General features: G+C 64.7%; 9 protein-coding genes and 1 pseudogene. 5 read left to right on the top strand and 5 right to left on the bottom strand.

Features of this window, described 5'->3' with window-relative positions; genetic code table 11:
• Positions 1-4: 4 nt before the first annotated feature.
• From NAG42_RS06755 to NAG42_RS06740, 4 genes are read right to left on the bottom strand one after another with little or no spacing between them, the layout of a single operon-like run.
• Positions 5-1,315, bottom strand: coding sequence for an AAA domain-containing protein (locus NAG42_RS06755; protein ID WP_250028820.1), 1,311 nt, complete (start codon positions 1,313-1,315; stop codon positions 5-7).
• A complete protein-coding gene (locus NAG42_RS06750; protein ID WP_250028819.1) occupies positions 1,312-2,796 on the bottom strand; it encodes a hypothetical protein in 1,485 nt (494 codons plus the stop codon). The genes NAG42_RS06755 and NAG42_RS06750 overlap by 4 nt, the downstream gene beginning before the upstream one ends.
• Complete coding sequence (locus NAG42_RS06745; RefSeq protein WP_250028818.1) at positions 2,793-3,896, bottom strand: hypothetical protein; 1,104 nt, start codon at positions 3,894-3,896, stop codon at positions 2,793-2,795. The genes NAG42_RS06750 and NAG42_RS06745 overlap by 4 nt, the downstream gene beginning before the upstream one ends.
• Positions 3,897-3,939: 43 nt before the next feature.
• On the bottom strand, positions 3,940-4,638 hold the full coding sequence (locus NAG42_RS06740) for a hypothetical protein (RefSeq protein WP_250028817.1): 699 nt from the start codon (positions 4,636-4,638) through the stop codon (positions 3,940-3,942).
• A gap of 64 nt (positions 4,639-4,702) precedes the next feature.
• On the opposite strand from NAG42_RS06740, the gene NAG42_RS06735 reads away from it, so the two are divergent.
• The 5 genes from NAG42_RS06735 (at position 4,703) to NAG42_RS06715 (ending at position 12,476) form a co-directional block, all read left to right on the top strand.
• Positions 4,703-7,255 carry an AAA family ATPase gene (locus NAG42_RS06735; protein WP_250028816.1) on the top strand — a complete coding sequence of 851 codons (2,553 nt, stop codon included), beginning with the start codon at positions 4,703-4,705 and terminating at the stop codon, positions 7,253-7,255.
• A complete protein-coding gene (locus NAG42_RS06730) occupies positions 7,252-7,620 on the top strand; it encodes a hypothetical protein (RefSeq protein ID WP_250028815.1) in 369 nt (122 codons plus the stop codon). Before NAG42_RS06735 ends, NAG42_RS06730 begins: the two co-directional genes overlap by 4 nt.
• 127 nt (positions 7,621-7,747) lie before the next feature.
• Positions 7,748-8,659 carry an HIRAN domain-containing protein gene (locus NAG42_RS06725; protein ID WP_250028814.1) on the top strand — a complete coding sequence of 304 codons (912 nt, stop codon included), beginning with the start codon at positions 7,748-7,750 and terminating at the stop codon, positions 8,657-8,659.
• A 705-nt stretch (positions 8,660-9,364) separates the two neighbouring features.
• On the top strand, positions 9,365-11,989 hold the full coding sequence (locus NAG42_RS06720) for an N-6 DNA methylase (RefSeq protein WP_250028813.1): 2,625 nt from the start codon (positions 9,365-9,367) through the stop codon (positions 11,987-11,989).
• A 4-nt stretch (positions 11,990-11,993) separates the two neighbouring features.
• On the top strand, positions 11,994-12,476 hold the full coding sequence (locus NAG42_RS06715; RefSeq protein ID WP_250028812.1) for a hypothetical protein: 483 nt from the start codon (positions 11,994-11,996) through the stop codon (positions 12,474-12,476).
• 150 nt (positions 12,477-12,626) lie between these two features.
• On the opposite strand, the pseudogene NAG42_RS06710 reads toward NAG42_RS06715, so the two are convergent.
• Positions 12,627-13,639 (bottom strand): annotated as a pseudogene (locus NAG42_RS06710) (IS1634 family transposase); the annotation flags it as partial.
• Positions 13,640-13,694: the final 55 nt, after the last annotated feature.

Raw genomic sequence — 13,694 nt, 5'->3', positions numbered from 1 at the left:
CGGGCTATCGAGCCACGCGGTGCTTGAGGAGGTGTTCCATCACGATCTGGTTCGCTGCCCAACCGTCCGGGAACTTGACCGGTTCGTGCAGGTGGACCGGCTCACTGGACGGATGAGCGTCGAGCAGTTCCCGGATGCCGGCTCGCCCGACGACGACGCACGCCTGCCGGTGTCGGGAGGTGAGCACGCACAGGCGGCCGGCTTCGAGGTGGAACGCGGTCGCGTCTCGACGGCCCGACAGCGGATGCAGCACTACGGTCACGTCGTACTCGCGGCCTTGGAGCCGGTTGGCGGTGTCGACGGTGACATCGGGCAGGTCGATCAACGCGGCCCGAAGTGCGGCGACCTGGTCGCGGTGGGCCGCGCCGACGGCGATGCGATCCGGCGTGACCGATCGCGAGGTATCACCGGACCGGGCTGTCGCGCCACGATCGAGGAATCGTCGGGTCACCTCGGCGACCGCGGCCACGGCTTCCGCGTCGGTGCGCATGGTGTGCTTGGCGTCCAACTCGTAGAAACCCCAACCGGAGGTGGCCGCCTCGGCCAGGACGGCGTCCACTGCGGTACGCCCGAAGGGCTTCGTGGTGAAGCTGAGCTCTCGTTCGCCCGGGCCGGTCCCGGTGCGGAAGCCGGTGAACGGGTAGAACGACTGCGTCACCACCTGCTCGGCACTCGCCGGCAGCCGCCAGGACACCGGCAGCCGATGCACCGGCAGCGAGGGGTTGCTGCGCAGCAGGCCGGCCACCGCGCTTTGCATCGGATCCCAGGTCAGCCCGCGCCACCGATCGTTCTGCACGACTGAGAACGGATCGAGCTGTCCCGGGTCGCCGACGAAAAGCGCCCGCTCGAAACGGGGTGCGACGGCCAGCAACAGGTCCGAGCGCATCTGGTAGGCCTCGTCGACGATCGCCCACGGCCACGACCGGTCCTTCACGTACGCCCACTTGGACGCCGTCGCGACAATGATTTCGCAGCTGAGCAGGTTGCTGACGTCTTTGTCGATCAGCACGTTGGTGACGTTCGTGAAGCGCTGCGGCCGGCCGTACGTCGAGCTGGTGAGCCGGCCGACCACGAGGCCGGTGGGGAGCTGGGCGGCCATGGCGGCGGTCAGGTCGTCGACCTGCTCGTTGGTCTGGGCGACGATGATCGAGCGCTCGCCGTCCACGGCGAGAGAGACGGCGGCCCGCACCACGAGCGTCGACTTTCCGGCGCCGGGTGGGGAGTCGACGACCACACCGCGGTACTTTCCGGAGCGGAAGTCGGCCAGGATTTCCGCGGTGACGCGCTCGGCTTCCACAGCCGGGTCGAAGGTCATTCCCACACCTCCCGGGCGTCGTCCTCGGTGGGCACGTACGGCTGCGGCGGCCCGCCATGCGTCCATGGGGTCAGCTCGGTCGGCGGAAGGTCGGGTGTGCGGAAAGCGTCGGGGAATGCGCTCGTGTAGGTGATGTCGTCCTTTTCCTCGGGCACTGTGCCCGGCGCCGGAGCGGCGCGACGGCCCATGCCGCCGGCGAGCTCGAGAGTGACCAGCGTGCTGTCGGCCAGGCGGCGGATCTCGACGATGGTCGCTTCCTGCCCCAGGCGGGCGGGAGAACGGACCGCGGCGCCGACCGCGAGGTGCATAGGGTCGCCGGTGCTTACGACGATCAACGGTCTGGTGATTCGCCGGCCCTTCTCGCCGGTGACCCGCCGGTCGCGTTCGACCGAGACCACCGTGCCCTCGAAGGCCTCACCGGTGACCCGGAAGTTGGCCATCACCAGCGGGTCGTCGAGCGCCCGGGTCGCGTCGTACAAGGTCTGCTCGCGCTCGAGGGTCTGCAGCCGGCGGGCGGCGACGACCGCGCCGTCGCGGCGGGCCTGCGGGCGGCCATCCATGACGAGGTAGTTGTGGTAGCGGCTGAAATCCTTGCGGTCGGCCGTCCACCGTTGCTCGACGGTGTCGCCGGGCGGCAGCGCGCGCAGCACGTCGACCGCCCGCCACATCAGGCGCCACGTCGGCTCCATCTGGCCGCGCAGCTCACGCTCCAGGGTCTGCAGAGCGTGCATACGCCTCGGGCTGTCCGGCGCCGAGTCGGCGTATGCCCGGATCGCCGGGGCGAGCACCTCGTTGTCGAAGGACGGATCGGTGCTGGGGCCGGCGGGCGGCCACACCAGCGGATCCTCCGCCGCGATGGCCGCCTCGGGGCCGGTCACGCCGTCCGGCGGATCGATCCATCCGAGGATCGCGGCCAGATTCGCATCTTCGAGGGCGCTCTGACCGCTGGCCCAGTGCATGCTCAGCGCCTCGGTCATCGCTAGCATCGCCGCGGAGCCCGGATGTTCGGAACGCTCGGCGAGGTAGGTGAGCCAACGGCCGAGCGTCGGCACTCGTTGCGGCACCGGATACAGGCCGGTGGTGCGCCGAAAACGCGTTGAGCGGCCCAGCAGCCGGACGAAAGCCGCTCCGGCCCGATTCGGCACGAGCAATTGCGGCGCCTCGAGGAAAACAACGTCGTTGCCAAGGACCTCGGAACGCTGAGTGCGGGAACGGACGTAGTCGAGCACGACCTCGGCGAGTGATGCGGCGAACTCGAAACGCATGTCCCGGTTACGCGGTTGCGGGACGAAGAGCAGCGTCGGGTGGGCAACATCGCTGCCGATCATGGCGGCGAGAGGGGCGTTCGCCTCGCCCGCCATGGCGAGAGGAACCAGGACCAAGGGCCGCTCGGAAAGGAAGACGTGCCGGCGGGTAGCAATCGGGAAGGCGTGGCCGGCACTTACCGCGCAGGCACGGGCGTACGAGGAAATCGCGCTCACGCCGTCACCGAGCCATAGATCTCGGCCGTGGTCCGCAGCATCGCTGCGGCCTCGGCCTGGCTGTCGGAGGCGATCAGGCTGCCGTCGGCGAGGCCGAGCGCCTCGGCGACTGTTTCGACGCCGCCCAGTTCTTCACGGACGTTGATGCCGAGTGTGGCGGTGCAACCGCTCGCTTCCTTGCGGCAGAAGAACGCCATCTCACACTTGGCGAGACAGTCGGGCGCATAACGGGCCTCGACCTCGGCCAGGGCGGCAGTCAATGCGGCGGCGGACCGGGTCGGCTTGCCGTCGTCGCCGGCGGCAAGGTCGAAGGTCAGAGCCGGCGGCAGCTCGCCGACCAGCTTTTCGATGCGGGACAGCCGGCTCAGTTGGTGTTGCAGCACGATCAGCTGCTTGCGCACGTCGACCTTGGTGGCGACCGGCTGGTTGGAGAAGTCCTTCGGGCAGACGAGCACCACCTCGTCCGAGACCGCGTCGTCGTCGCCGAGCAGGCGCCGCAGGGCCAGCACGTACACCGCGGATTGGGTCGCCGCGGCGGCGACCTTGCCGCCGTCGGCCTGATCGTCGATGACGGCGAAGGACTTGATCTCGACGACGTGGAACTTGCCGTTGTGGTGGAAGGCCACCAGGTCGGGCTCGAGGTAGACGGTGTTGCCGCCGACGTCGAGGGTCAGCAGGGGATGGTCGAAGAACGTCGACTCGCCGTCGGCGGCCGCGCCGGTCAGCTTCTGACGGGACCGGATGTGGCGCATCTCCTGGCTGGTGTTGCCACCCACCTCTTCCAGGTCGGTCTGGCCGACCTCGTTCAACTCCAGCTCGAGGGTTTCCCGGAGCAGCCGGATCAGCTCGGCAAACGCGTTCGCTTTGACCTGGGCCTCGAAGGCGTTGCCGCGGGTGATCGCGAACTGCGATTGACCGAACTTCGCCGGAAACCCGACGTGCCGGGCCAGCTGTTCCTTATCCACGCCGGCGGCGTCGAGCACGGCACGGCGGGCACAGCCGGGATTGCCCGTCAGTGCGGCCACGGTTCGCGCATTGTGGCGTTTCGCGGGGACTGCTCCGCGGAGGCGACGCAGTCGTTCGGAAGTGTCGTTGTCCATTTGGTCGTCCTTCGCGGAAGACGAGTGTTATCGGGGGTGGGTCTCAGGACCCGGTGGAGGCGACGCCGCGCAGGCGGCTGCCGAAGAGCTGCTCGATGTCGTCGAGTTGCTCGCGGGCTCGTTTCGCGGCCGCTTCGCGGTGCGACCGGTCGGAGTCCCGGTGAATGTCGAGTTCGGCTTCCGCGGCGTCGGCGACGGCCGCAGGCGTCATGGCGGCGGCGCTGGGCGCGGCACCGGGGATGTTGGCAGCGAAGCGCCACAACAACCGCCGCGCATCGGTGCTCGGATCGGGGATGCGGTCCAGGTGCCCGGCGAGGCGGATCGCCGAGATGAGGAAATCGACCCGCGGGCTCAGCGGCCCGATCACCCGGTTGGCCATCGGCCAGGTGGAAACCGCCAGCAGGCCGCGGGCCGGTGCCAGCAAATCGGCGGTCAGGGCGGGGCACAAATAGTACGGCCGGGAGTGCGGCGCGGTCCGGAAGGAACGCTCCTCGTCGCGGCGCAGGCTGGTGAGCCGGGCCGGGATTATCTCGCCGACGTGAAACGCCTCGTGCACCGCGATGATCAACCTCGGCGCGGCCGGGGCGCCGAGCAAGGTCAGCGCTTGGTGAACCTGCTCGCGCAGCGGTAGCAGCGGTCCGGCCTGCCGCGGAACCGGCTTGACCGGCCGTTCCGTCTGGTCGGCGAGTTCATCGAGGGCCTCATCCCACGCGTCCTCAAGCCGTCGCAGCTCCTTGCGCAACTCTCGGGCACGGTCTCGCTCTCCGGCCGTCACCGCCTTGCGGACGGCAGCGCGGAGTTCGTCGATGCGGCGCTCGAGGGCTTCGGCGGGAGATGTCACAACGAGAACTATACGGTATCCCAGTGTCTTCCAGCAATTGCCAGTTTATGGCATGGTGGTTGTCAGCCGACACGGTGCTACCAGACACCTTCGGCTCACTTCGGCCAAGGAGAGTCAGATGAGCAGGAATCAGGCACTTCTGGACGTCGTGTTCGACCGGTTGGCTGAGACCGAGGCGTCCGATCAGCTCGCCGAGGTCATCCTCGGCGCCTACGCCGGCGACGAGGAGTTGCGGGCCGTGTTGGCCGGGGAGGATGCGCGCCTACCGCGGCGCAACGACGCCACTGAGGTACGCGAGAACGTCTACCTCGACCGGGTGACGGTGGCCGGCTTCCGTGGCATCGGTCCGAAGGCGACATTGCACCTGCGTCCGCAGAACGGCCTCACCCTCGTGGTGGGCCGCAACGGCTCCGGCAAGTCCAGCTTCGCCGAGGCCATCGAGCTCGCCCTGACCGGCGACAGCCAACGGTGGGCCGAACGCAACAGCATCTTCCGTGACGGCTGGCGCAACCTGCACACCTCGGCACCGTGCGAGATCGACCTGATCGCCCGCCTCGACGGGGTCGCCGCACCCGTGCGGATCCGGCGAAGCTGGGCCGACGACGCCACCGAGCCCGGCCAGGCTCAGATCTCCCAGCCCGACGACCTCGGGTGGCGCCAGCCGATGGACACCTACCGCCCGTTCCTCACCGCGAACGACCTCGGCCGGCTGATGTCGTCGCGGCCCAGCGAGCTGTTCGACGCCATGGCCCCGCTGCTCGCCATCGAACCGATCACCGATGCCGAGACCCGGCTCAAGAACCTCCGCAAGATCTACGACGATCGGGCCAAGGCCGTACGAGCGGGGCGGACGGCGGTACGTGGCGCCCTGGAGACGGTGGACGACGACCGGGCCCGAACGGCCGCGAAACTGCTCACCCCCGCCCGACCCGATCTCGACGCGATCGACCAGCTGCTCAGCAACGACGACGAAACCAACCCAGCGATCGCCAGCTATCGCAAGATCGCCGCGAGCACCGACCCCGCGTCACCTGAGGAAGTGGCGGCGATTGCCGAACGGCTTGTCGCGTCCACATCGACCCTCGCGACCCTCCCGGTCGCGGAGAACGACCTCACCCGGCTCCTGCAGATGGCAGTCGATCACTACCGGCAGCACGGCGCCGGAACCTGCCCGGTCTGCGGCACTGGTCAGCTCGACCAGGACTGGCTCGACACAGCCGAGGCAAAACTCGGACAGGCGCGACACGCAGCCGATGCCCGGCGCGAAGCCGACGAGGCAGCACGCAGCGCACGCCGCGACGCGGCACGCCTGCTGGCCTTCACCATCGACCTGCCGGCCGGAACCGAGGAACTGCCCGCAGACGTACGAGATGAGCTCGCCACCGCTGCACACGGGTGGCAATCCGTTACCGCGGACGCCGACCCACAATTGCTCGCCGACCACCTGCGATCCAGCTACGCGGCACTGCAGACCGCGACCGAGCGGGCTCGCAACGCCGCAGCAGCTTGGCTGCGCACCCGGCACGACGCGTGGCGAGAACACGCCGCTGATCTACAGAACTGGCTGTCGGCGGCGCGTCAGGCCCGACAGGAAGAGGAGGTTCTCGGCCTCCTCAAAGCTGCGCTGACGTGGATCAAGCCGGCCATCGCCGACCTGCGCACAGCCCAGCTCGCACCCTTCGCGAACCAATCCCAGCAGATCTGGGAGCAGCTGCGCCAAGAAAGCAACGTCGAGCTGGCCGGCATGACCTTGGACGGTTCCAGCACCCGCCGAAGGGTCGCCTTCCCCGCGACTGTCGACGGCACGGCCACCTCAGCCATGGCGGTCATGAGCCAAGGCGAACTGCACGCGCTCGGGCTGGCTGTCTTCCTCCCCCGGGCGACCGCGGACGCCAGCCCGTTCCGATTCCTGATCATCGACGACCCGGTGCAGAGCATGGACCCGTCCAAGGTCGACGGCCTCGCCCAGGTCCTCGCCGAGCTGGCCCAGGACCGGCAGGTCGTGGTCTTCAGTCACGACGACCGACTGCCCGAGGCCGTACGCCGCCTGGGGATCGACGCCGTCATCTGGGAAGTCACCCGGCGAAGCAACTCCGAGGTGGAGATCCGCAAGAACCTCGACGCCGCCGACCGGTACCTCTCCGACGCGCGGGCCCTCGCCAAAACCGACGAGATTCCCGTCGACCTACGGTCCCCGCTGGTCACGAGCTGCTGCCGGTCGGCGCTGGAAGCGGTTTTCCACCAACGGGTACGGGCCGTACGAATCGGCCGCGGTGAACGCCACGGCGACGTCGAGACGCTGCTGAACTCCGCGAAGACCACGACTCAGGTAGCCGCGCTGGCTTTGTTCGACGACGCCGATGCGGGCGGCCGCGTATTCAGCTACTTCAACCGCAAACTCGGGCCCTGGGCCGGTGACGCCTTCCGGGCCTGCAAGGAGGGCGTACACGGCGCAGCCGTAGCCGACCCGGAACGGCTGGTCGGCCAAGTGACCCAAATGGTGGAGGCAGTTCGATGACTTCGCCGCAGACGTACCTCGACGAGGTCGAACGCCTGATGGCCGCCCCGGCCCGGGGAACTCGTGGACTGTGGCCCCGCGCCTCCGCCTGGCTTCTCCGGCTGGCCCTCGAGTCGGCGCTCGATCAGTACTGGACCGACACCGCGCCGGCCGTCGGCGCCTGCCGCAATCGCCGCTCACAGATCCTCATGCTGAGCCGCTACGTCGGAGCGACGAGCTCGCGTCGCGTGGCGATGCTCTGGTGGTCGCTGTCGCGGGCTGGGCATCATCACAGCTACGAGTTGGCACTGACTGCCGGGGAGTTGACGCACCTGCACGCCGAGGTCGGCGAGGTCGTCAAGCTTCTGCATCAAAGACGCCCGTGATGAAGCGCCGACCGTGGTTGAGCTTGGACGGGCTACCTCTTTCGGACCGGGTGGACTGGACCATCGAACGGTTGGCGGCAACCCGAAAGGTGAGGTCTGAGAATGTGCGAGGCATTACGTTCTGATGATGGCAATCCCTCTTGATCTTTGGGGCCAGCGTGGCTATCCACATGTCGATGTCGTGGGCGAGTCGCATTACACGGGCGCAATCCGGCAGCTGTTCGACCGTGACTTCAAGGCCGACGGCACCGAGATCATCACAATGGCGACCCTCGCGGTCGACCCGAGTAACAAGCACGATCGCAACGCCGTAGGTGTGTGGGCGGGCGGCAATCTCGTCGGCTATCTGCCGCGCGAGGAAGCGGTGCGGTACGCGCCCGTCCTCTCCCAGCTGACGGCTCAGGGCTGGTCACCCCAGGTTGCGGCCCGAGTCTGGGGTGCCGAATGGGACGACTATGACGGCCGGACCAAGCAGTTCCAAGGATCCGTCCGACTAGACCTGGCCGAACCGCACATGCTCGTGCCCGCCAACATGCCTCCGTCCGGAGAGCATCGGCTGCTGCCCAGCGGCAATGCCATCCAGGTAACCGGCGAGGAGAAGCACCTCGACGCTCTCGCGTCGTTCCTCCGCGCAGAAGGCGAGTGCTGGGCGTACGCGACACTGCACGAAGTCGTTGAGCAGACTGCACGCTCGTCGCGCACCCTGGTCGAGGTGCGTCTCGACGGGGCACGCGTCGGCCAGCTCACCCCGAAGATGAGCACCGAGCTGCTTCCGGCAATTCGACACCTCGCCGAGAGCGGAGCCATGGCAGCGGCTCGCGCGATAGTCAAGGGCAACCGCATCAAGACCAAGGTTGTGCTGTATGCCGCCAAAGCACACGAACTCCCGGAGCGCTGGCTCGGCGCTCCGCCGGCCCGCCCTGCGAGCCCGTCACCGGTAGCTGTCATGCCGTCGGTCGAACCGACAGTACCCGTGTTTCCGGTGGGCGGCGAGATCATGCGCCCATCCCACCGCCGCCGATCGGTATCCGTTTCGTAGTACCGCCGACTTGGCCGGCCCCGCCGGCCGGCTGGACGCCACCTGCCGGATGGCGGCCGGAGCCAAGCTCGGAGCCAGCGCCGGACGGCTGGCAGTGGTGGGTGCCGGTCTGGGAGTGAGCACCTCGACCAGTTGGGCTTCCTGGACCGCAGGCCACGTCGATGGATCGAGGCTGAGTAGCGTCGGCTAAGCCATAGTGCCGCTTATGGTGCGATATAGCACGCGGTCAAGTCGCTCTATGACACCGACGGGTGCGGGATTCCCGCTAGAAGAGACACGCCCGTCACCGCTCGCTCTCGGTTGTGTAAGCGACGAGCGATTCGGTGTGGCAAAGGTCGACCTCATCGGCCACAGAAAATCCGAACCGCTATCGCCGCACGTGGGACCACCAGGTCCCTGCGAACGCTGCGAGCGTGTTGTCTATCCGGGTCTGGCCGCCGAGATCATGGAATGCCGCTGCAAGTGAGTGGTCGGCGGGCGCGCACTTAACCCATAGATCGGTAAGGCGCGACCTATTGACTTCAGTTCTTCGGCTGCGACGTTGCAGTCTTTGCGTGGGAAATCCCGCACACTACTGGCGATACTTGATATCGCCTCAGGGCATTTGATGGTATCATCAAACGACCAGCGGTGGAGAGGTGTGCTTTGAACCAGGACGTTACCAACAAGTTCTGTTCGCTTGGTGACTTGGGCAATGAGGCGAGCGTGGAGCAGTTCTTCGTGAACCGCCTGCTTACGGACCTCGGGTATCGTGATGCCCAAATTCGGCCGAAGGCTACCTTGGACGAGCTCGTTCTGTCGAGTGGCCGGAGAAGCAAGAAGTGGCGACCCGATTACGCAATCGAGATCGGGGGAAGGATCCGATGGATCTGCGAGGCGAAAGGCGTCGAAGAAGATCTAGGTAAGTGGGTTGGGCAGTGTTCTAGTTACTGTTTGGAGCTCAACAAGGCGCATCCAAATAATCCGGTTGAGTTTTTTCTCCTCACTAATGGAGTCACCACCCGCTTGTACCGCTGGGACAGCTCTGTACCCGTCTCTGAAGCAGAGTTCCATGAGTTTGTAGATGGGAACCTTCACTTCGATTCAATCCGCGAAACTCTGGCGCCGAAGAGCTTCGGTAAACCCCGTCGACGAACGCCAACTGAAGACACCCTGACGCTTCGTCGCCGGACTGTTTCAGAGCTTAACGTCGACTTTGCTTGGGCCCACAGGCTGATCTACAAACGAGAGAACCTTAGCTACACTGCGGCATTCATGGAATTCGTGAAGGTCGTTTTCCTCAAGCTTTGGTCGGATCGTCAGGTACATGCGAGCCCTTTAGCCGACACATCCGTTGAAGGCGATACCACCGTTCCGATCGATGTCGTGCGGTTCTCGCGTAATTGGATCTCAAAAAACGAAAAGGACACACCGAATCCGCTTGATCAGATCCTGTTCCGCAAGCTTCTGAGCGACTTCGAAATGGAGATCAGTCGCGGTAAGAAGAAGAGGATATTCGAGCACGGTGAGCAACTTCAGCTTTCTCCCGACACGCTTAAGGAGATCGCAGATCGGCTTGAGAGGGTCGATCTGATAAGTATTGATGCGGATCTAAATGGCCGCATGTTCGAGACTTTCCTGAACTCGACACTCCGCGGTAAGGCGCTAGGCCAGTACTTCACGCCTCGAAGTGTCGTAAAATTGGCGACCGGCTTGGCCCGCCTGCGTGCAACACCTGATCATGCTGATCGTGTCATCGACGCATGCTGTGGAACTGGCGGATTCCTTATCGAGGCACTAGCGCAATTTTGGACACAAATTGACTCGAATGCTTCGCTGAGCAGCGTGGAGCGTGAACAGCTTCGCGCCCATGTGGCGACGGAGTGCCTCATTGGTATCGACGTTGCGCGCGATCCGGCGCTGGCGCGTATCGCACGCATTAATATGTACCTCCACGGCGATGGTGGGAGTAGTATCTATCAACTCGATGCTCTGGACAAAAGCCTGAGAACTGTTGCTACGGACGGTCCAGAGCTAAGTAAAGAAAAGATGGAGCTTCGTGCTCGCGTCCAACGACAAGCGGATCGCGGTTTGGCAGATGTTGCCCTTACAAATCCTCCATTCGCCAAGGAGTATAACCGTAAGCAAGATTGGGAACGGGAACTCCTCAATGATTACGAGCTCTCGTACGATGAAAAGGGGGGCGCTCGGCGGCCGTTGCAGGGCCTCAGCTCGATGGTCATGTTCCTTGAGCGATACTGGGATCTCCTCGCGCCTAAAGGCAGACTCGTCACTGTTGTTGACGACAGTATCTTGGGCGCATCGCGGCACAAGCGGGTCCGTGAATGGATCAAGCGGCGATGGATAATCAAGGCAGTGGTTTCTCTTCCCGGTGATGCTTTCCAGAGGTCGCAGGCGCGTGTGAAGACATCAGTTATTGTTCTACAGAAGCGGGAGTCCGACGCCGAGGAGCAGCCAAGTGTATTTATGTACTATTGTACGGCTGTCGGTGTCGACGATGCTCCCCGCCAACGCATTCTTCCCATCGACGAGGAGAATAGGCGAAAGGCGGCCGTCGAGGTCGAAAATGTAAAACGGCTCTATGAGGCGTTCTTGAGCGGAGATCCGCAGGCCGCACCTTGGACCGTGCCAGCTACGGCGCTGATTGATAGATTCGACGTTAAGGCATGTCTTCCAGAATCCGGGCGACGTGTCTCTGAATGGTATGACCTGGGATTCGAAGTCAGCGACGTTGAAGATTTGATGTCTCCGTTGGATCCCACCGACCCGGCCAATTTCGATCGTTACCTGGACACTGAAGCGAGTGATGAGCTAGTGACGTATCTCAGAGTCCGTTACGACGGATTCTGCGAGTCGGGTGAGGAAGTTTGGACATCCGACCTTGCCGCTCAGCGGCTTACTCGAGTTCGAGAAGGCGACATAGTTATGAGTCACATCAACACTATCCATGGTGCCGTTGCGATCGTTCCAGCGGAATTGGAGGGCTGCGTAGTGACGAAAGAGTTCACGATCTGTCGGCCCACCGCGAAAACTTCTGCACAAACGATGTGGGCACTACTCCGATCTCCGGAAGCGCGAGCTGATCTCCTGCTACTTTCAACAGGAATCGGCCGGACGCGCGTCAATTGGGATGTTGTCCGAAAATTGAAGGTGCCGGTTCCACCTCAAGATGTAGAGGCCGAGATCATCAAGTCGCTGTCGGCTGCCGATGAGGCGGAACGGAGGGTCGCCAGCTTGAGAAGTCATGCCCGAGAGACAGTCGCGCAGAAGCTTAGACTTGACAGCCGTGAGGCCCAGACGATCATCTCGGCATTCAAGCCGCCCAGGTGATCAAATGGATCCGACAGTAGAGGCGTTTTTGCGTGACGCCGCGCGGTTAGCTGATGTTACGCCAGACGAGGTTCTGCGGCGTGTCCTCCATATAGATCGGCCCGGCGAGTCGATGCTGCGGGAGATCCTGTCAAATTGGCAGAAGGTGCCATTGCTCCTCCTGCTGGAGCTTGACTATCAGATTCGGGTGAGGAATCCAGGGCTTCATTATGTTGACAGGGACACTTACTTCGGATATCGACGGGAAGGTCCTAAGCGGGAGAAGGCATCTGAGCGCACTCAGGTTTTCTTGAGTGTAATAAAGCGCGCGAACGTTCTGACCTTGATCCTTCCACTGCCGCCGGCGGAATTTGCGTTCCATCCAAATGTCCGAGATCTGACTGGGCGTGGCCACCACGGTATTGGTGACCTGAAAGTGACGGTAGTTGATGCAACCGCCCTGGAGAGCTTCCTATCTGTATTCGATGATTGGCTGCGGCATGTCTAGTAGCCTGTAATGATGTATCACGCATTTGACTGGAGTGGTGCCTCCGGAGCGCTTTCGCCGAAAGGGCACCACTCTGGTCAACTTCGCTCCACCGCGTCTCCCGAGGTGACCCGAAGGCAGTGCGATATCCGATGTCCGGGCCATACATCCTCAAGACCCGACTCTTATCAGGTTGGTGCGCACTGGATCGGCGTGGGTTGCCTTGATGGCGTGGCGTAGGACGTCGGGTAGTGGGTCGGCGGTGGTGAGGATGTGGTCGTCGATGCGGATCTGGATGGTGCGGTAGCGGCGGGCGGTGCGCACGAACTTCGTGATCGACCAGCCCATACGGTCCTCGGTCCAGCGGCTGACCGCGAGGGCGGCGAACACGATGCTCAGGTGACCGTCGATGGAGGCGTTTGTGGTGGCAGATCGGCCGGGCTTGCAGGTCGTGCTTCGACATGCGAACGATTTCTCGACCTGAAAGAGCCGGTGGTAGGCGTCGAACACGAAGCCGGCGGTGACCGGGCTGCCGTCCTGGCAGGTGTCCAGGTGGGTGACGTATCCCTTGATCCCGGCCAAGGCCCGTGCTTTGGTCTCCAGGGCCCCGATTGACCTTGCGGGTTCCGCCGGAGAGCTGGACGAACCGGTTGCGTTTGACCGCGGTCTGCCCGGCGACGGCTTTCTCGGCCTTGGCGACCTGCTCATCGATACCGCGCAGCGTCCGGCGGGCCCGGTCGGTCTTGCATTTGGTAGTAGATGAGCTGGTCCCGGCGCTTGTCGGCCGGCCCGGCCGGCCATGGCTGGACGAAGACGTGCCCATCGGGGATGTCGGGCGTGCGGATCGTCGGCAGCATCGTCAGGGTCTCGGCCTTGTTGCCCTCGAACGCCTCGACCGTCAGCGGAAAGCCCGTCGCGTCGGTGAGCAGACCGATGGTGATCTGCGGTTCCAGGCGGCGTTCCTTGACGAACCCCGGCTCGCGGAACCCGTCACCGGCATCGGTCTCGAAGTACAGCGTCGACACGTCATACAAACCAGCGATGCCGATCCGAGCCGGGCGTCAGCGGCGCACGCGGCCGCCAGCCGCTGCCGCCACTGGCCTGGGCGTAGACCGGCAGCCCCCGGTTGATGGTGGGGTACGACGCCGCGTCGATCCCGGCTCAGTAAGCACCCGAGCGCCGTTCGGCACCAACTAACCCGCATCAGCACGGCGGACCGGCAGCGGGGCGACCGATCGC

It is taken from the genome of Paractinoplanes maris, assembly GCF_023544465.1.
GTDB lineage: Bacteria > Actinomycetota > Actinomycetes > Mycobacteriales > Micromonosporaceae > Actinoplanes > Actinoplanes maris.
This window is presented reverse-complemented; position numbering and strand designations above follow the sequence as displayed.